Here is a 19,518-nt window from a genome sequence, read left to right as displayed (position 1 = left end):
ACCTGCCGGTCATCGAGACGATCGTGCACCAAGTTCCCGTAGGCGCGAGATCACCGAGAGCTCCTAGTCGACGGTGAACCGTCGCATCGCCAGATGTCCGAACACGCCGACCAGAATCAACGTGACGCCTGCGGTCACGGAAACGGAGTCGGTCACCAACCCCGCGATGCCGGTCACGGCTACGAACACCGGCAAAAAGTCGAACAGCCTGAAAATCGACTGCGGTGGTTCGGTTTCGAGGCCCTGAGCCTGAGCGGCCTTGTTCGGCGCATACTCGGGGTACCACTCGGTGAAGGAGATCGCGAAGAAGGTTCCGAGCAACTGCAGAATCCATCCGGTCCAGAAGTTGTCACCGTCGTGCAGCAGTGCGTCTCCGAACAGGCCCACTACGGCCGACCAGGTGAAGGCGAGAGCCCACACCGCCGTAATGACGTAGTTGATGTGCAGAAACAGTGGCGTCGTCCAATACTCTTCGGGCGTCGACTCTTTCGCGTACTGCAAAGTGAAAGGATTGCGGAGCAGGATCGATCCGAAGGCAAAGACCACCAGCGCGATGTTGGTCAGTTCGCCTCCCCAGAGTTCGAACCACCGAATCGTGTTCGCCGACGCGAGGAGGCCGATGGCCGCCAGAACGCCGAAGAACACGACGTCGAAGACCTCCAACAGCTTCACGGTGCCGCCGCGCCGGTGACTGGCCGCCAAGATCAGCAGCGACAACCCGAGGGCTGCGGCCGCGGATTCCTCGAACCTTCCCGGCCCGGAGAGCAAGGACAGCAAGATCCACGGCGACAGGCCGGCGAGCGGTGACTGCAGAACCGCGTCGACGACACTGGTTTTGTGAACTGCATCCCGGGGCTCGGACTTGTCTGGCTCGGTTTTCTCAGGCTCGGTCACAAGAAGCCGCCTTACGCAGGAACGGGTGGCACAGCGAGTACCCGCGTAGGCGCTCCTCGGAACATCGGCAGCCCTAATATCCGATGCTCGGCTCAGATTGCCGCGGTCTCCTCGGGTGAGTGCTCAGCCTGATCTCGGCGCCGGGCCAGCACTGCCATGGCAATCGCGCCGACCGCGATGATGCTGAGCACGATCTCCGGCACCGGACCTACTCGGCTGGCAAGGGTGGAGCTGGTCGAGAGCGGCACCTTCGCCACCAGGGCCGCCGGCACGAACAGGTCGGTTTGCGAAGTCACCGCACCGTCGGGAGCGATAATGGCGCTGACACCACTGGTTGCGGCGACAACGACGGCGCGGCCGTGCTCGACTGCCCGCACACGCGACATTGCCAGCTGCTGATAGGTCATCTCGGTGTCCCCGAAAGTAGCGTTGTTGGTCGGTACCGCCAGCAACTGTGCACCGTTGCGCACCGATTCCTGGAACGCCCGGTCGAACGCCACCTCGTAACAAGTCGCGACACCGATGGGTACCCCCGCTGCATGGACAACGCCGTTGCCCTCGCCGGGAACGAAATTGCCCGCGCGATCGGCGTACGAGGAGAAGTTCCGGAAGAAGCTTCGGTAGGGCAGGTATTCGCCGAACGGCTGAATGATCTTCTTGTCGTGCTGTTCCTGAGGACCGTTGGCGCCGTCCCACACGATCACCGAATTGGTGGTCGTACGATCGGCATTCACGAGTACGGTGCCGACAAGAATCGGCGCTCCGATCGCTTCGGAGGCCCGGGTGATGTCGGCAGCGGCATCGGCGTTTCGCAGGGGGTCGATGTCCGAGGCGTTCTCCGGCCAGATCACGACGTCAGGCTGATCGACGCGGCCCGCGTCCACCTCGGCAGCAAGTTTCACGGTTTCGGCGACATGGTTGTCGAGGACCTGCTTGCGTTGCGAGTTGAAGTCCAAGCCCAACCTCGGAACGCTTCCCTGAATGGCGGCGACGGTGATCGTTCGATCACCGGAATCCATGGTGGACAAGAACGGCGACACCACGAGAGCAATGATCACGGGCACGAGGGCAGCGGCAACAGCTCCGAAGAATCCTCGGTCCCATCGTTTGGCCGCGACAGCGACTGCAACTGCTGCCAAGCCGGTACCGGTCAGGGCCACCGCGAAGCTGAGCAGCGGCGCACCGCCGACACTCGCAAGAGGGAGGAGCCACCCTTCGGATTGACCGAATGCGAGCCTGCCCCAAGGAAATCCGCCGAAAGGAACGCTGGAACGAAGCCACTCGGTGAGCGTCCAGGTCGCAGCAATCCACAAGGGTGCCCATGGCAACCTCGCCACCAGAACCGCAAGCAGCCCGAACAGTCCGATGAACAACGACTCCACCGCGGCCAACGCGATCCACGGGACCGCACCTACGAACACACCGATCCACGGAAGCAACGGCACCAGAAATCCGAGACCGGCCAAGTATCCGTAACCGAAGCCGGCACGAAGGCGCAGTCCGCCGCGCCCGAAGTTCGTCAACACACACGTCAGAAGAGCGATCCCGACGGGCGCCAAGAACCACAGCGGGCGGGGTGGGAACCCTGCGAAGATCAGGAATCCACCAGCGGTCGCGTAGAGCGAACGTAGCCATGCGGAACCGGTGAGCACAGCGCTCACACGGGAGCGATCACCGACAGACGCCTCTGCGCCGGCCTCACTCACTCGACGAGCCGCGCTGATAGACGACGCGTCCGCGATGCACCGACTTGATGCAGACCGGGATCGGCGCATCTTCCGCCAGCCTCGGCAGAGCGGGTACGCGCGAGCGCGGATCGGTAGACCATCGCTGAACCGAGTCGGCGGGTGCGCTCACTTCGAGTTCGCCTGCCTCCCACAACACGTAGGAGGCCGGTGCGCCCGGATTGAGGGTTCCCGCGGCGCCGTCCCGCACTCCGCCCGCGCGCCAGGCGCCGCGAGTGGCCGCGGAGAAGGCCGCACGCGGCGAGATTCCACTTCCGTCGGTGCGGTGCTGGACAGCGGCGCGCAGCATCGCCCACGGCTCGATGGGGGTGACCGGGGCGTCGGAGCTGAATGCGAGCGAGACACCCTTACCGGCAGCAGGTGCAAACGGATTCAACGCTGCTGCGCGCTCTACTCCCAGGCGCGTGGCGTAAAGACCGTCGGTGCCACCCCACAGTGCGTCGAACACTGGTTGGACGCTAGCGATGACACCCAAGGCGGCAAAGGTTTCCGCGTCGGCCATAGACATCATTTCCGCGTGCTCGAGGCGGTGACCCAACGCGGCGACCTTGGGGCCACCCAGTTCGTCGGCGACCCTGCGGAACGCGGCAGCTGCCGACGAGACGGCGCCGTCACCGATGGCATGGAACCCGGCCTGGACGCCCGCGAGGGTACAGGCCCGGATGTGTGCGGCGATCGCGTCGACGTCGAGGTAGGCATTGCCCGTCGAATCAGGTTGGTCTGCATAGGGTTCGAGCAACCACGCGGTATGCGAACCGAGCGAGCCGTCGATGAAGAGATCCCCGCCGAGTCCGTCTGCTCCGGTTTTGTCGAGGAGCGCGCGAGCATCCTCTTCGCTGTCGACACGCTCACCCCAGTAGCCCCGAACCTCCACGCCGTGATCGTGGGCCAACAGTTCCTGGAAATCGGTCAATCCCGAGATGTCCGGTCCCCCGCACTCGTGAACGGCCACGATTCCGCGTGAGGCGCAGAGATCGAGCGCAGCGGTACGAGCAGACGCGCGCTGAGTTTCCGTCAGCAGATTCCGAGCGGAATTGCGCGCCAGGTGGTGTGCGTCGAACGTCAACGGGCCTTCGGCTGAGTATCCAGCGGTGTCGGCGAGGCCGGAGATCCCGTCGCGCAATGCGCTCGAGCACGCGGCCGAGTGAACGTCGATCCGCGAGAGATACACCTTGCGGCCAGGGGCGGCCGCGTCGAGATCTGCGGTCGACGGCGGGGTCTGCTCGGCCCACTCGGTGTCGTCCCAACCGTGTCCCCAGATGACTGCGTCGGGATGGGCAGTTTCGGGGTTCGCGGCTGCGAATGTTCGTACTCGCGAGAGACATTCGTCCAGAGAGTTCGCGCCCACGAGATCGAGGCCGACGAGATTGAGTCCCAGTGCGGTGATGTGTACGTGGGTGTCGACGAACCCGGGAGTGACAAACGCACCACCCAGGTCTTCGATCTCCGCGGCGGGGTGCAACGCCCGTCCGGCGCGCTCGTCGCCGACCCACACGACGGTGCCGTCGGTGATGGCGATCGAGGTCGCGTCAGGTGCAAATGAACTGTAGATCCGGCCGTTGACCAGCAGACGAGTAGTCACGAGCACCCAGTCTGCCTGTTAGTACTGCGGCCCCCGCGAACGGGTGGGTGTATCCGTGTCCAGAATCTCACCCTCGAGGACGAGTTCCTTGCCGTTGCTGGCGACGTACTCGGTGGTTTCGGGTGTCTCGACGATGATCTCGCCGTCGATCACCTCGCCGTTTCCGCGCATCCGCGCCGCGTAGCCGACGGTTCCGGCGAAGGCGTCACCACCGGCGGCAAATGCTGCTGCGCGCTTACCTGCCAGGAGCACTGCAAGCGGGCGCAGCGCCCAGCGGGTCGGCGGAATCAGAAGCAGCAGGCCCAGAACCGAAGTCACGAGTCCGGGTACGAACATCAACGCGGAGCCCGCCGCGACCAAGGCGCCGTCGGCGACCGCCAGTGACGGCGATCCCTCACCCCGCGTGGCCTTACGGAACCCGTCCATGACCCGTCGCCACTGCGAGCGCATGAGGATCAATCCGACAAGCGATCCGGCGAGAAACAGCAGCACTGTCCAGGCGACACCGATGGCGTTGCCCACGATGACCAAGGCTGCGATCTCGACGATCACGTAGAGGAGAAATACGGCGGCGATCATGACGTCCCCTTTCAGACGGTCTATTCGTTCAACGCTCGAGAGGCCGGTTTTTCTCCCGACAACGACGCAGAGGTGCAAAACAGGTGGGTGCCGTGAGTCACACGGGCCTTCTCTCACGCACGTGCGACTTGCCTGGCGTTAACTAACGCTCCGCTAACGATTCTAAACCTCAAGTTGACGTTGAGACTCTGCGCATGGTCAAGTCACTTCGGACCGCATTTCCCGGCCTCATGAAATGAAGGAGCCCGACATGAGCCGACTCCCCGGCAAGACACTCGCCCGACGCATTCCCGCTGCCATCGCCGGCACTGCCGCCGTCGTGGCACTCACCGCCGGCAGCGCGATGATCAGCGCGGGAACCGCGGCCGCAGAACCGGTGGTACCCGAAGGAATTGCCGCACTGATCGCGCAGGCCGCAGCCATCTCCCCCGAAGCCTCTGCTGCTGTTCAGCAGTTGATCGGCACGGCAGGCGCTGATCAGATCACGACCGCTCTCGATCTCCCGGACATCGGCGTCACCAAGCCGCAGTCGTTCATGTACCCCGCACCGACGGTCGGGTGTGGCGTGGCCGGTGAACCCGTCACCGTCACCCTCAGCTCCGCACAGGCCGGTCCGAACTTCCCGTTGCCGCCGTGGGTCGAGGCCGACCATCTCCGGTTCCAGGCAATCCCGGGTTACGTCGGCATACCCAAGACCTCCGGGTTGAGTGTTGCCTGGATCAACGTCGGCACGTTCAAGGGCGGCATCGTCCCGTTGGACGAGAAGTTGCCCGTACTCGATACGCCGTTGCTCTCGAAGGTCGTCGACACCGGTGACGGCAAGGTGTTTGCCGCTCTGTTCGGCAATGTCGATTACGCAGACGGGAAGACCTGCATCGTGCTGCCAACAGTGGGCGCTTTTGATGCTTGAGCAGAGCGAAACGCTCGCTGCCTGACAGGCGGCTGGCCTACGCGCCCGGAGTCACCAGTCCGGTCTCGTAGGCCAGCACCACAGCCTGCACACGATCACGCAGATCGAGTTTGGTCAGAATGCGTCCGACGTGCGACTTGATCGTCGATTCGGACAGGTACAGCTGCTGTGCGATCTCGATGTTCGACAGCCCCGTGGCCACGTGTCCGAGGACTTCGCGTTCGCGTTCGGTCAGGACGTCGAGAACTACCGGATCGCGCCGGGGCGCTGGACCGTCCACGATGAACCTCGACAGCAGACGACGTGTCACCTTCGGGGAAACAACCGCGTCACCGGCTGCCACGCTGCGGATTGCCGACACGAGATCCTCGGGCGGGGTGTCCTTGAGAAGGAAGCCGCTGGCTCCGGCGCGCAAGGCACCGAGAGCGTGTTCGTCCAGGTCGAAGGTCGTCATCACCAGGACCCTGGATTCGATCCCGGAGGCAAGAATCTGCTCGGTCGCTTTCACCCCGTCGACAATCGGCATCCGCACATCCATCAACACGACGTCAGGCTTCAGCGCCACCGCCGCTGCGACCGCCGCGGCCCCGTCGCCGGCCTCACCGATAACCGAGATGTCTTCATGTGCTTCGAGCACCATGTTCAGGCCCATCCGCATGAGTTCCTGGTCGTCGACTAGCAGCACGGTGATGGGCACGGCGTAAACCTATCGGGCCTGAGACGTCGGTGCCAATGCGATTGCGGCGAGCCGGTATCAATCGTGGATCTCGAGCGGCAGCTCTGCGTACACACGCCAACTGCCGTCGGGGCGTCGTCCGGTCTCGAGCGTCCCGTGCAGTACCGCCACCCGCTCACGCATTCCGACCAGTCCATTCCCCGAACCGTGGGAGAAGGTCGAACTCGACGTTCCGTTGTCGACGACCTCGAGTAGTACCGCGGTGTCGGTGCGGCGCACGGTGACTCGTGCCTTCGGGTTTGCGCCGGCGTGGCGGAGGACATTGGTCAGTGATTCCTGAACGAGGCGATGAATTCCCAGGCTGACTGAAGGACTGACGTCGTCGAGCTCGCCGGTCAGCTCGAGGCGCACGCCGAGACCAGCGGCCCGCATCATCTCGACGACCTTGGCGATGCCGGCAGTTCCGTGTTGCGGCATCGCATCACTACTGACCTCGGTGCGCAGCAGCGAGACGGTCCGGCGAAGCTCGGCAAGGGCGTCGCGTCCGGTGCTGGAGATGTTGCCGAGCGCCTTCTTGGCCAACGCGGGATTGGAATCGACCGCATACGACGCGCCGTCCGCCTGGACGATCATCACGCTGACCGCGTGGGCGACGACATCGTGGAGTTCGCGGGCGATTCGGGTTCTTTCCGTGGCCACCGCATCCTCGGCACGCCGATCCCGTTCGTATTCGGCCACTTCGAGTCTGGCGGCCACTTCCTCGTCGTAGGCGCGGCGGGCGCTCAAGAACTCGGCGGTGATCCAGGCCAGTGCATAGAGCAGGGTCGCGATGATGATCGTGAGGATCACGTCTTCGCGGATGACGAGCAACGAGAGTGTCATGTCCAGGGCAAGGAAGCACGCGAAAATCGCCCCGGTGCGTCGATCGACATACGCAACGAGTGTGTAGAGCGAGACCCCGAGCGCCAACAGGCCTGGATGTTCCGCAGCCGGATCCCCGGTCGCCCACATCATCAAGGTTGCGAAGTACGACATCGACAAAATGGACGCAGCGGACACACGCGGATATTTGCGACGCCACACGACGGGAAGGCAGATCAGAAATCCGACGACGAGCTGAGGCCACCGCTCCTCACGCGGCGAACTGACGAACGTGACTACCTCGAGCGCGAAGAACACGAGCGCCAGCGCGCTGTCCGCGATCATCGGCTTTCCTCGCAGCCACAGGCTGAACCTCCGCATGTGCTCAAGAGTGTCACAGCTGTGAAAGAGTCACCGCCGTGGATATTGCTGATTGGGGACTGCTGATGACGGCAGCGACGGCGGCGGGTTGGGTCGACGCCGTGGTCGGCGGCGGTGGATTGATTCTGTTGCCGGCGCTCTTTCTGGTCGCACCCCAATTGACCCCACAGGCGGCACTGGCCACCAATAAATTGACGGCATTCACCGGGACGAGTGCTGCGGTGTACACGTTCTCCCGTCGAATCCCGATGGAGTGGCGGCAGATGGCGCCGGCAGCCGCGTTGGCTGCGGTGACGGCCGCGTGCGGGGCGGCGGCCGTTTCGCTGATCGACAAGAAGTACTTCATTCCGATCGTGATGGTCGTCCTCGTCGCCGTCGCCGTCTTCGTGACCATGCGTCCGACGCTGGGCACCACGATCGCGACCCATCGTCCGACGCAGCGCAAGACCGTCCTCGTCCTGCTGCTCTCCGCCGGACTCATCGGCCTCTACGACGGTCTGCTCGGACCCGGCACCGGCACCTTCCTCATCATCAGCTTCGCGACCTTCCTCGGAACCGAATTCGTTCGGAGCGCAGCGATGGCGAAGGTGATCAATCTCGGTTCCAATTTCGGCGCGCTCGCCTACTTCGCCGTCACCGGGCATGTCTGGTGGAGTTTGGGTTTGGCGATGGCGGTGTGCAACGTTCTCGGCGCGGTCATCGGTTCGCGGATGGCGCTGAGCAAGGGATCCGGATTCGTGCGGATCACGCTGTTGGTGGTCGTGATCGCCATGGTGATTCGCCTCGGATGGCAGCAGTTCGGCTGAGATCGGCGGTCGTCGGCTAGCGTCGTGTGCGTGACCGTCACCCGAGATGTCGATGCAGATTTCCTCGCCCTCCCGCTGCGAGCTGTCGCTGATGCGGCGCTGTCGGCAGCGAGAACGGCCGGCGCCCAGCACGCCGATGTTCGTGTCCACCGCGTGCTCACACAGTCGATCAGGTTGCGCGACGGCGTAGTTCAGGCGGTGTCCGACGGAGACGAGATCGGGGTCGCCGTCCGTGTGATCGTCGACGGCACGTGGGGATTCGCCTCGCACGCCGAGGTGTCCCCCGATGTCGCTGCTGCGCTGGCACGCCAAGCGGTCGAGGTCGCGAAGGCATTGCGCTCGCTCAATCGGGATCCGGTCACCCTCGCCGACGAGCCCGTCTACGCCGACGCGACGTGGGTGTCGCCGTACCTCGAAGATCCCTTCGCGACACCGACGGCCGAGAAGGTAGGCCTGCTGGTCGACTACTCCGGACGGCTTCAAGCCGCCGACGGCGTGGATCACGTCACGGCGAGTGTCCTCCAGGTCAAGGAGCAGACCTTCTACGCGGATCTGGCCGGTTCGTCGATCACCCAGCAACGGGTGCGTCTGCACCCCGAGTTCGAGGCGACCGCCGTCGACAAGTCGGCCGGCAGCTTCGAATCGATGCGCACCTTGGCGCCGCCGGTAGGCCGCGGATGGGAGTACCTCGGGGCGGAGAGCACATGGAACTGGGGCGATGAGCTCGCGCAGATCCCGGAGTGGCTGGCCGAGAAGACCAAGGCACCGACCGTCGAAGCAGGTCCGACCGACCTCGTGATCGATCCGACCAATCTGTGGCTCACGATCCACGAATCCATCGGACACGCCACCGAATACGACCGCGCGATCGGCTACGAAGCGGCCTACGCCGGTACGTCGTTCGCGACGCCGGACAAGCTGGGAACGCTGAAATACGGAACGCCACTCATGCACGTGACCGCCGATCGTAACGAAGAGCACGGCCTGGCCAGCGTCGGATTCGACGACGACGGCGTCGCCTCTCAACGGTGGGATCTGGTGGCAGAGGGAACACTGGTCGGGTATCAACTAGACCGCGTGTTCGCGCCGAGGCTGGGGCTGACGCGTTCCAACGGTTGCTCGTACGCCGACTCCGCACATCACGTTCCCATCCAGCGTATGGCCAACGTCTCGCTCTCCCCCGATCCTCACACGGACACGTCGACCGCAGACCTGATCTCGCGAGTCGAGAACGGCATCTACGTCGTCGGAGACAAGTCCTGGTCGATCGACATGCAGCGCTACAACTTCCAGTTCACCGGTCAGCGGTTCTTCAAGATCCGTGACGGAAAGCTCGACGGTCAGGTGCGCGACGTGGCGTATCAGGCGACGACGACGGATTTCTGGGGCTCGATGGAAGCCGTCGGCGGTGAGTCGACCTGGCGTCTGCAAGGCGCATTCAACTGCGGCAAGGCGCAACCCGGTCAGGTTGCGGCGGTCAGCCACGGCTGCCCGTCCGCACTCTTCCGCGGAGTCAACATCCTCAACACTCGTTCGGAGGCTCAGCAGTGATCGATCCGCAGCAGGTCGTCGAGCGTGCACTGGCCGCGAGGACGGTAGACGAATCGTTGGTGATCGTGACCGATGCGAGTGAGGCGTCGCTGCGGTGGGCCAACAATTCGATGACCACCAACGGAGTTTCGCTGTCCCGGACGTGGACGGTGATCTCGATCGTGCGCGAGGGTGACATCGCGAAGGTGGGCACTGTCAGTTCCAGCAGTGTCGATCCGGAGCAGATTTCCGCACTCGTACAGGCAAGCGAAGAAGCTGCGCGCACAGCCACTCCGGCTGACGACGCGTCCGACCTGATCACGCAGTCGGCGGCGGAGACCGACTGGGACCTGCCGGCCGCCCTGACCGACATCGATGTCTTTGCGCCGTTGGCTGCCGACCTGTCCACGGCCTTCGACGGCGGCGACCAGTTGTTCGGCTTCGCTCACCACCAGTTGCACACCACCTGGCTCGGCACTTCGACGGGCGTGCGACGTAGAACGGCTCAGGCCACCGGCTCCGTGGAAATCAACGGCAAGCGCGGCGACGCCAGCGCCTGGGTCGGATCCGGAACTGTCGATTTCAGCGATATCTCGATACCGAAGCTCTTGTCGCAGTTGACCACTCGACTCGACTGGGCGGGTAACTCCGTCAGTCTGCCTGCCGGCCGCTACGAGACAATTCTTCCGCCGTCGGCTGTGGCGGACCTGATGATCTATCTGATGTGGACCATGGAGGGTCGCGGCGCCGAAGAGGGCCACACCGCACTGTCCACCACCGGTGGTACCCGGATCGGCGAGAAGCTCGGATTGCCACTGACACTCACCTCCGACCCCGGCGCCGAGGGCTTGCAATCCGCGCCGTTCGTGATCACGACGTCGTCGAGTGAATCCGTCTCACTGTTCGACAACGGTATGGAGATCGAACCCGTCGACTGGGTCCGAGACGGCGTCGTCAATGCGCTGGCGTACCCGCGCCACGCTGCACGAGAATTCGGTCGACCTGTCGCAGTTCCCGGCGACAATCTCGTCCTGACCGGTGGTGACGACACCTCGATCGAGGACATGATCGCAGGTACCGAGAAGGGTCTACTGCTCACAACCCTCTGGTACATCCGTGAGGTGGATCCGACGACGCTGCTGTTGACCGGACTCACCCGTGACGGGGTGTATTTGATCGAGGACGGCAAGATCGTCGGCGCCGTCAACAACTTCCGTTTCAACGAGAGCCCTCTCGATCTCCTGCGGCGGGTCACCGAGGCTGGACGTACCGAGATCACGCTTCCCCGGGAGTGGAAAGATTGGTTCACCCGCACGGCCATGCCGCCCATGCGGATTCCCGACTTCCACATGTCCTCGGTCAGCCAGGCGCAGTGATGACGAAGGTCGTGATCGCCGGCGGCACCGGCGCTCTCGGCCGCCGGATCAGCGACGATCTCGCGGACCGTGGGTATGACGTCGTGGTCCTGACTCGCTCACCGAAACCTGGCAGGCACAGGCAGGTTCAGTGGGACGGTGTCACGGTGGGCGACTGGGCGGGAGAACTCGGCGGCGCCGCGGTGATCAATCTGGCCGGCGAGTTGGTCGATCGCCGACCCACCCCGGCAAACATCGCACTACTCACCAACTCCCGGGTCGATCCGACCCGCGCGCTGGTCGAAGCGTCGAAACTACTGGCGAACCCTGTTCCGGTGTGGATCCAGGCGAGCACGCTCGCGATCTACGGCGATGCGGGTGAGGCACGATTGGACGAGGATTCTCCCCTCGCTGACGGGCCACCTCAGATGACCGACGTCGCAAAGGACTGGGAGGCAGCGGTCGAGGGTGCAAACGCGTCACGAGTGGTGATCCTGCGAACCAGTGTCGTGTTGGAGAAGGGCACACCGGCGCTCGAGCGATTGCTGTTGCTCGTGCGTCTCGGACTGGGCGGACGCGTCGCCTCGGGTAGGCAGTGGACCAGTTGGATTCACATCGAGGACTGGCTGTCGATCGTTCGTTGGGCACTCGAACCCGTTTCGGCTGCCTCGGGGGTGGTCATCGCGACGGCTCCGGATCCCGTCCGAAACTCAGAGCTGATGGCCGGGCTGCGCAAGCACCTTCACCGGCCACCTGCGCCGCCGACGCCCGCTTTCATGGTCAGATTCGGCGCGTTCCTTCTTCGCAGCGACGCTGCCCTGGGCCTGACGGGTCGTCATGCCGTATCGAAAGTGTTGGCGGACAAAGGCTTCCCCTTCACGTATCCGCGGTTCGATTCAGCGTTGGACGATCTGCTCGGCAACTGACGCGCGGTCAGGCTGCAGTGATGGCAAGTCCGATCGTTCCGGTCTTGCCGCGGCGCAGGAGACTGCCTTTCATGGTGATCCAGCCGAGGATTCCGTACCGACGTGCTATCGCGTCGCGAGCATGATCGGTGCCCGGTCCGTCGAGGATCTCGGCGACGGCGGCCACCGGTTCACCCTTGGGATTTCCCCGAGCGTCACACGCAGCGACGGTGACCGACGGGTTTCGCCTGATGCGCTTGACCTTGTAGGAATCGGTGACGGTCCACATGAGGAGCTTGTCGCCGTCCGGCGCGGCCCAGAGTGGAGTCGCCACCGGAGTTCCATCCTTGCGGAAGGTCGTGAGTAGGACGTACTTGGCCTCGGAGACGCGCTTGAAGTCGGGGTTCACTCCTTGAGGATAGGTGCGAGCGCCTCTCGCTGAACACCGACAAGATTCCGCGACTATCTGGTGACCGATCAGTACCACCCAGGAAGTGCCACTTATGCACGTTTTATCCGGTTCTTCATGACGTCAGACACGCCGTTTCGTCCCCGAACTCCATCTCGAGTTATTCCGAGGCAAACCGTCGAACTGGGGAGTCGAATTTACACATGCAGCGCCGTGACATGCAGCGTCGTGACTTTTTCAAAGCCGCCGGGGCGGGGGCGGCAGTTGCAGCCGCGGCGCCGCTCATGTCGACGTCGACCAGCCACGCCACCCCCGCACCACTGCGGGCGCTCCCGATGGGTGCTGATCACTACCGCGCGCTCGTCCCCGAGTTGTTCGCACCATCTCCTACTCCCCCGGAGCATTCCGAAGCCATCGTCATCGGGTCCGGATTCGGCGCAAGCGCCACCGCTCTCCGGTTGGCGCAGAGCGGCACCCAGGTCACCATCCTCGAACGCGGACTCCGATGGCCGCATGATCCGCAACGGGAGATTCACACCTCCGACATGCTGGCCGACGGCCGCGGAGTTTTCCGGCGCACATCGTTCACCAACCTCACCGGACTCCCGGTGGTGTGCGACTACTTCAGCGGCGTCCTCGATGCCACCGACTACGAACACATCTCGGTCTGGCGCGGCGCTGCAGTCGGCGGTGGTTCCATCATCTTCACCGGCGTGATGATCGCGCCCGAGCGCCGATTCTTCGACGCAGTCTTCGGCAACTCCCTCGACTACGACGAGATGGCGTCCACCTGGTACCCCAAAGTGCGCCAGATGCTGCGTCTGAGCCCGTTGCCCGAAGACATTTACCAAACCCCGAACTTCGGCCACTCGCGTCGTTGGGATCAGGACGCTCGTCGTGCCGGATTCGATCCGCAGCGGATCGACGGGATCTGGAACTGGGACGTGGTGCGCTCAGAACTCGGCGGCCGAACCCGAGCCTCGGCCACTGTCGGTGACAGCAACATGGGTAACTCCAACGGCGCGAAGTTCGACCTCACACAGAACTACATTCCCGCCGCCGAAGCCACCGGACGAGCCACCGTCTGTTACGGACATCAGGTGCTCGCGATCAGTCGCGAACGTGATGGACGCTACGTCGTCGACGTCGAATCGACGGATCCGACGGGTGGCGTTCTGGCCCGGAAGACTCTTACCTGTGACCGTCTGTTCCTCGGCGCCGGCTCGATCGGCACCTCCGAACTGCTGGTACGCGCCCAGGCGACGGGCGCGCTGCCGAACCTCAACGAACACGTCGGTAAGGGCTGGGGAACGAACGGCGACGCCGGGATGGTGCGCTCGTTCGGCTTCAGTGACGGCACTGCGCAAGCCTCACCGTCGGCATCACGCATCGTCGACGAGTCGGGAATGCCACTCTCCCTCGAGAATTGGTATGTCCCCGGCTTGCCCGTCAACATCGGCATGCTCGGAACATTGGGGATGACCCTCGACTCGCAGCGCGCCGACTTCGCCTACGACGGCGGCTCCGATCGGGTGGTGCTGAACTGGCCGAAGAACGGCAACGACGCCACCGTCGAGGCACTACGCGCCGTCCAGAACAAGATGGCCTTCGCCGGCACCACGCTGCCGTCGGCGTTGCCGTTCGCGAAGGACGTCAATTCCTCGTTCACCGCGCATCCCCTCGGCGGTGCGGTTCTGGGCAAGGCCACCGACGGTTACGGGCGAGTCAAGGGCTACGACGGCCTGTACGTGATGGACGGCGCCGCTATTCCGGGCAGCACCGGCACCGTCAACCCGTCACTGACCATCACCGCTCTGGCGGAGCGGAACATCGATCAGATCATCAAGTCCGGACGCTGACTCACTTCAGCGCCCGGATCTGCCGGTGATCGAGGTTTACTCCCCCTCGAGTTCGCCTTCGGTTTCGAGGTACACCTGACGCAAGCCGTCGAGTGTCTTCTGCTCGGGGTGCTCCCACATGTTGCGCTCGGCGGCTTCGAGGAGCCGCTCGGCGATTCCGTGCAAGGCCCACGGGTTGGACTGCGTCATGAACTTCTGGTTCTGCTCGTCCAGAACGTAGGTCTCGGCGAGCTTTTCGTACATCCAGTCCGCGACCACGTTGGTGGTGGCGTCGTACCCGAAGAGGTAGTCGACCGTGGCCGCCATCTCGAACGCACCCTTGTACCCGTGACGGCGCATCGCGTCGAGCCAGCGGGGATTGACCACGCGCGCCCGGAAGACACGTGCGGTCTCTTCCGAAAGTGTGCGTGTGCGAACCGATTCCGGCCGAGTGCTGTCGCCGATGTACGCCTCGGGCGACTTTCCGGTCAGCGCGCGCACGGTCGCAACCATGCCGCCGTGATACTGGAAGTAGTCGTCCGAATCGGCGATGTCGTGCTCACGCGTGTCGGTGTTCTTGGCCGCCACGTTGATTCGACGGTATGCACTGCGCATGTCGTCGGCTGCCGGGATTCCGTCGAGCCCACGGCCGTACGCGAAGCCGCCCCAGTTGGTGTACACCTCGGCGAGGTCGTCGTCACCGCGCCAGGTCTTGGAGTCGATGAGTTGCAGCAGGCCGGCGCCGTAGGTTCCGGGCTTCGAACCGAAGATGCGAGTGGTCGCACGCCTGGCATCGCCGTGCTCGGCAAGGTCGGCCTGCGCGTGGGCGCGCACGTAGTTCTGCTCGTCCGTCTCGTCCAATGCGGCGACCAACTGAACAGCGTCGTCGAGCAGTGCGAGCACGTGCGGGAACGCATCACGGAAGAATCCGGAGATGCGGACGGTGACGTCGATGCGCGGGCGGCCGAGCTCTTCGAGATCGATGACCTCGAGGTTGACCACGCGTCGGCTTGCTTCGTCCCAGACAGGGCGAACACCGAGGAGCGCGAACACTTCGGCGATGTCGTCGCCGGAGGTACGCATGGCGGCGGTACCCCACACGGACAGACCCACCGAGCGCGGGTACTCGCCGTGATCGGCGAGATATCGAGCGGCGAGCGACTCGGCCATCGCCTGACCGGTCTCCCACGCCAGTCGTGAGGGAACTGCCTTGGGATCGACGGAGTAGAAGTTACGACCGGTGGGAAGCACGTTGATCAGGCCGCGCAGCGGTGACCCACTCGGGCCGGCGGCGATGAAGCCGCCGTCGAGCGCGTGCAGGACCTGCTTGATCTCGTTGTTCGTCTGTCGGAGGCGTGGAACCACTTCGGTGGCCGCGAACTGAAGGATCTTCACGACGGTCTCGTCGTCGCTGAGTTGTTCTGCCGCAGCGGGGTTCCAATCGGCGTCGTACATGCCGCGAACCAGAGCGTGCGCCTTTTCCTCGACGTCGTCGACACGGTTGCGGGACTCGTCGCCGTCTTCGCTGAGCCCGAGAGCTTCGCGCAGACCAGGGACACTCTGTTCGCCGCCCCACATCTGACGGGCACGGAGCATGGCCAGGACCAGTTCGATTTCGGCGTCGCCCTCGGGTGCGCGGCCGAGAATGTGCAGACCGTCGCGGATCTGGACGTCCTTGATCTCACACAGCCAACCGTCGACGTGCAGGAGCATGTCGTCGAACACGTCTTCTTCGGGACGCTCCGCGAGGCCGAGGTCGTGGTCCATCTTGGCCGCCCGCATCAGCGTCCAGATCTGCTGGCGAATGGCCGGCAGCTTGGACGGGTCCAGTGCGGAGATGTTGGAGTGCTCGTCGAGCAGTTGCTCGAGACGGGAGATGTCGCCGTAGCTTTCGGCGCGGGCCATCGGCGGGATCAGGTGATCGACGAGAGTCGCGTGGGCGCGACGCTTTGCCTGTGTTCCTTCACCCGGGTCGTTGACGAGGAACGGGTAGATCAGCGGCAGGTCGCCGAGGGCTGCGTCGGTACCGCAGTTGCTCGACATGCCGAGTGTCTTGCCGGGCAACCATTCGAGGTTTCCGTGCTTGCCGAGGTGCACAACGGCGTCGGCGCCGAATCCGCCGTTGTCCGGTGTTGCAGCGATCCAGCGGTAGGCCGCGAGGTAGTGGTGGCTCGGCGGCAGATCCGGGTCGTGGTAGATCGCGACGGGCTTTTCACCGAATCCCCGCGGCGGCTGGACCATGAGCACGATGTTGTTGAATCGCAGTGCCGCGATGACAATTTCGCCGTCGGGATCCTGCGAGCGGTCGACGTACAGCTCTCCGGGCGCTGCGCCCCAGTGCTCTTCGACACCGCTGCGCAGTTCCTCGGGCAGGGTGGCGAACCATTCGCGGTACTTCGCTGCCGAGATGCGGATCGGATTGCCCTCGAGCTGCTCGGCAGTGAGCCAGTCGGGATCCTGTCCGCCGGCCGCGATCAGGGCATGGATCAGCGCGTCGCCGTCCTTCGCCGCCAGGCCGGGAACTACGTCCGGACCGTCGACCGGACCGAGATCGTAACCGGCAGAACGCATTTCGGTGAGCAGGTCGATTGCGCTCGCCGGAGTATCGAGACCGACCGCGTTGCCGATGCGGGCGTGTTTGGTCGGGTACGCCGAGAGCATCAGAGCAACGCGACGCTCGGTGGTGGGAATGTGGCGCAGCTTGCCGTGACGGACCGCGATCCCGGCGACACGGGCGGCGCGCTCGACGTCGGGGACGTAGGTGGACAGTCCGTCGGAGTCGATTTCCTTGAAGGAGAACGGGACGGTAATTATGCGACCGTCGAACTCCGGCACCGCCACCTGCGTCGCGACGTCGAGAGGCGACAGTCCGTCGTCGTTCTCGTCCCAGGTGGCGCGGCTACTGGTCAGGCACAGCCCCTGCAGAATCGGGACGTCGAGTGCAGCGAGTGCGGCGACATCCCAGGCTTCGTCGTCCCCACCGGCGGACGCGGTGGCGGGCTTGGTGCCGCCGGCGGCGAGAACTGTCACGACCATGGCGTCGGCGCGGCGGAGCATGCTCAGAAGTTCGGCTTCAGCTGTTCGCAGAGATGCACAGTAGATCGGGAGCGCGGTGCCACCGGCCTCGGCGATCGCGTCGCACAACGCCTGGATGTACCGGGTGTTGCCGGCCAAATGCTGAGCGCGGTAGTACAGAACTGCGATGACCGGACCGCTCGCCGAGTCGAGATCGGGCGCGAAATCAGCGATGCCCCAGGAAGGCAGGTGAGCCGGCGGCTCGAACCCGTGGCCGGTGAGCAGGACGGTGTCGGACAGGAAGTGGTGCAGCTGTGCCAGATTCTGTGCGCCACCCTCGGCCAAGTAGTTGTGAGCCTCGGCAGCGACACCGGCGGAAACCGTCGAGCACTCCATGAGGTCGGCGTCCGGCGCGTGCTCGCCGCCGAGAACGACTACGGGGAGTCCGGAGGCGAGGACCATGTCCAGGCCGTCTTCCCAGCTGCGACGGCTACCGAGGATACGAACGATCACGAGGTCGACGCCGTCGAGCAAGGGCGGCAAGTCCTCCGAGACCAGCAAGCGTGAGGGGTTGGCCCAGCGATAGGAGACGCCGTCGCCGGCTTCCTGGCTGGCGCGGGCGCTCAGCAGATCGGTGTCGGACGTGGAGAGCAGAAGAATCACGGGTGAAGCCTTCCTGGGGTTTCGCGCCCCGTGGCACAGATCTGTCATCGACGGCGGTTGAGGGTCTGACTCGTGTTTCCGAGCGGAAACACGTCCCGCTCGAGCAACACTCACAGTGGCGCGACCGCACCGGACTTTCACCGGTTTCCTCAACTGCCGTCACTGGTGGTGGTGATGCTACCGGTCCGCAGAAGGCACTCATGACAGGTCGTACCCTGGAGCCATGCCCACGGACCGTTCACAGCCAGACGCGTGCCCGGGTGCACTGCAAGTTCACCACGCCGCCGACGGCGCACTGGCACGCGTGCGCCTACCCGGCGGACTCCTCACCCCCACCCAGTTGCAGACGCTCGCCGACGCGGCGCGCGATCTGGGCAACGGGCAGATGGAACTCACCTCGAGGGGCAACGTACAACTGCGCTCGGTCTCGGACCCCGAAGCCTTCGCGGCGCGTATCGCTTCGGCCGGTCTGCTGCCGTCCGCGACGCACGAGCGAGTGCGCAACATCCTCGCGTCCCCACTGTCCGGCCGTATCGGGGGCGTCGCCGACATTCGTGAACTGGTCCACCGTCTCGATTCGGCGATCCAAGCGGATCAAGCGTTGGCAGATCTGCCAGGGCGAACCCTGTTCACCCTCGACGACGGGCGCGGAGACATCACCGGGCTACGGGGCGATTTCGGTCTCCATGCGCGCAGCGCCACCGAGCATTCACTGGTGCTCGCCGGTCACCACACCACTCATCTCGTCCAGGCGGACGACGCCGTCGAATTGCTCCTCGAGGCGGCTCGATCATTCCTCGACGTTCGCGACAAGCACTGGCGCCTGGCCGAGGTTCCGGACGGAATCGAACGCACCCTCGAGCAGTTGGGTCTGAGCGCCGAGTCCACCGGTGCTGCGGACCTCACGCCGGATGCACGGCCTACTATCGGCTGGCTCGAGCAGCGCGACGGGACCGTAGCTCTGGGCGGCGGCCTGCGATTCGGACTGCTCGACGCTCGGCTGGCCGAGTTCCTCGCCGCCGTCGACAAGCCCGTCGTCGTGACACCGTGGCGATCGGTGCATATCTTCGACCTCGACGAATGGGCAGCCGAGCAGGTAGTCCGGGTGCTGGCACCCATGGGGTTGATCTTCGACGAGAACTCACCGTGGCTCGAGGTCACCGCCTGCACCGGAAGTCCGGGATGCGAGAAGTCGCTCGCCGATGTGCGCGCCGACGCGATCACCGCCGTCGAGCAGGCAGAACTTCCCGTTGTCGGGCGCCAGCACTGGGCCGGGTGCGACCGCAGTTGTGGACGTCCCCGCGGGGACGTAGCGGATGTGATCGCGACGGGTGACGGTTACCGGGTGAATCCGCCCGATCGGTGATGC

Annotated in this window: 15 protein-coding genes and 1 riboswitch; of the genes, 7 read left to right on the top strand and 8 right to left on the bottom strand. The window is 64.6% G+C overall.

All coding sequences use genetic code 11. From position 1 onward, the window contains the following. Nucleotides 1–63 precede the first annotated feature (63 nt). From RhoBH5_RS00710 to RhoBH5_RS00695, 4 genes are all read right to left on the bottom strand, one after another. The gene (locus RhoBH5_RS00710; RefSeq protein WP_192712409.1) at nt 64–894 is read right to left on the bottom strand and encodes a hypothetical protein; all 831 of its coding nucleotides are present in this window, start codon (nt 892–894) and stop codon (nt 64–66) included. Nucleotides 895–986: 92 nt separating this feature from the next. Then, nucleotides 987–2,555, bottom strand: coding sequence for an apolipoprotein N-acyltransferase (lnt, locus tag RhoBH5_RS00705; protein WP_042919976.1), 1,569 nt, complete (start codon nt 2,553–2,555; stop codon nt 987–989). Between the two features lie 37 nt (nt 2,556–2,592). Beyond that, nucleotides 2,593–4,227: an amidohydrolase gene (locus RhoBH5_RS00700; RefSeq protein ID WP_270007848.1), complete on the bottom strand. Its 1,635-nt coding sequence runs from the start codon at nt 4,225–4,227 to the stop codon at nt 2,593–2,595. A 12-nt stretch (nt 4,228–4,239) separates the two neighbouring features. Further along, nucleotides 4,240–4,800, bottom strand: a complete 561-nt coding sequence (locus RhoBH5_RS00695) for an FxsA family protein (RefSeq protein ID WP_003944915.1) — start codon at nt 4,798–4,800, stop codon at nt 4,240–4,242. A gap of 250 nt (nt 4,801–5,050) precedes the next feature. On the opposite strand from RhoBH5_RS00695, the gene RhoBH5_RS00690 reads away from it, so the two are divergent. Then, nucleotides 5,051–5,710 (top strand): hypothetical protein, encoded by a 660-nt coding sequence (locus RhoBH5_RS00690; RefSeq protein ID WP_003944837.1) that lies wholly within the window; start codon nt 5,051–5,053, stop codon nt 5,708–5,710. A gap of 37 nt (nt 5,711–5,747) precedes the next feature. Here the strand turns inward: RhoBH5_RS00690 and RhoBH5_RS00685 are convergent, their stop codons facing one another. Beyond that, nucleotides 5,748–6,407 carry a response regulator gene (locus tag RhoBH5_RS00685; RefSeq protein WP_003945024.1) on the bottom strand — a complete coding sequence of 220 codons (660 nt, stop codon included), beginning with the start codon at nt 6,405–6,407 and terminating at the stop codon, nt 5,748–5,750. A 57-nt stretch (nt 6,408–6,464) separates the two neighbouring features. Next, the gene (locus RhoBH5_RS00680; protein WP_030536362.1) at nt 6,465–7,628 is read right to left on the bottom strand and encodes a sensor histidine kinase; all 1,164 of its coding nucleotides are present in this window, start codon (nt 7,626–7,628) and stop codon (nt 6,465–6,467) included. 38 nt (nt 7,629–7,666) lie between these two features. Here RhoBH5_RS00680 and RhoBH5_RS00675 point away from each other — a divergent pair, with 38 nt between their 5' ends. The 4 genes from RhoBH5_RS00675 to RhoBH5_RS00660 are packed head-to-tail and all read left to right on the top strand — an operon-like array spanning nt 7,667 to nt 12,245. Continuing rightward, nucleotides 7,667–8,434 carry a TSUP family transporter gene (locus RhoBH5_RS00675; protein WP_030536361.1) on the top strand — a complete coding sequence of 256 codons (768 nt, stop codon included), beginning with the start codon at nt 7,667–7,669 and terminating at the stop codon, nt 8,432–8,434. Nucleotides 8,435–8,464: 30 nt separating this feature from the next. Next, nucleotides 8,465–9,985: a TldD/PmbA family protein gene (locus RhoBH5_RS00670; protein WP_042919756.1), complete on the top strand. Its 1,521-nt coding sequence runs from the start codon at nt 8,465–8,467 to the stop codon at nt 9,983–9,985. Continuing rightward, a complete protein-coding gene (locus RhoBH5_RS00665) occupies nt 9,982–11,340 on the top strand; it encodes a metallopeptidase TldD-related protein (protein WP_192712406.1) in 1,359 nt (452 codons plus the stop codon). Before RhoBH5_RS00670 ends, RhoBH5_RS00665 begins: the two co-directional genes overlap by 4 nt. After that, nucleotides 11,340–12,245 carry a TIGR01777 family oxidoreductase gene (locus RhoBH5_RS00660; RefSeq protein WP_042919754.1) on the top strand — a complete coding sequence of 302 codons (906 nt, stop codon included), beginning with the start codon at nt 11,340–11,342 and terminating at the stop codon, nt 12,243–12,245. The genes RhoBH5_RS00665 and RhoBH5_RS00660 overlap by 1 nt, the downstream gene beginning before the upstream one ends. 7 nt (nt 12,246–12,252) lie before the next feature. On the opposite strand, the gene RhoBH5_RS00655 is transcribed toward RhoBH5_RS00660, so the two are convergent. Next, nucleotides 12,253–12,633: a PPOX class F420-dependent oxidoreductase gene (locus tag RhoBH5_RS00655; protein ID WP_054188250.1), complete on the bottom strand. Its 381-nt coding sequence runs from the start codon at nt 12,631–12,633 to the stop codon at nt 12,253–12,255. Nucleotides 12,634–12,836: 203 nt separating this feature from the next. Between RhoBH5_RS00655 and RhoBH5_RS00650 the strand changes: the two genes are divergently transcribed. Continuing rightward, entirely contained in the window at nt 12,837–14,492 is a 1,656-nt protein-coding gene (locus RhoBH5_RS00650) for a GMC oxidoreductase (protein ID WP_192712405.1), read from the top strand. Between the two features lie 36 nt (nt 14,493–14,528). Here RhoBH5_RS00650 and cobN read toward each other — a convergent pair whose 3' ends face one another. After that, a complete protein-coding gene (gene cobN / locus RhoBH5_RS00645; protein WP_270007847.1) occupies nt 14,529–18,149 on the bottom strand; it encodes a cobaltochelatase subunit CobN in 3,621 nt (1,206 codons plus the stop codon). A 39-nt stretch (nt 18,150–18,188) separates the two neighbouring features. Next, nucleotides 18,189–18,321, bottom strand: a riboswitch (cobalamin riboswitch). A gap of 51 nt (nt 18,322–18,372) precedes the next feature. On the opposite strand from cobN, the gene cobG reads away from it, so the two are divergent. Next, complete coding sequence (gene cobG, locus RhoBH5_RS00640; protein WP_042450957.1) at nt 18,373–19,515, top strand: precorrin-3B synthase; 1,143 nt, start codon at nt 18,373–18,375, stop codon at nt 19,513–19,515. The last annotated feature ends 3 nt before the right edge of the window (nt 19,516–19,518 follow it).

The organism is Rhodococcus sp. BH5 (assembly GCF_027583855.1).
GTDB lineage: Bacteria > Actinomycetota > Actinomycetes > Mycobacteriales > Mycobacteriaceae > Rhodococcus_F > Rhodococcus_F qingshengii.
This window is presented reverse-complemented; position numbering and strand designations above follow the sequence as displayed.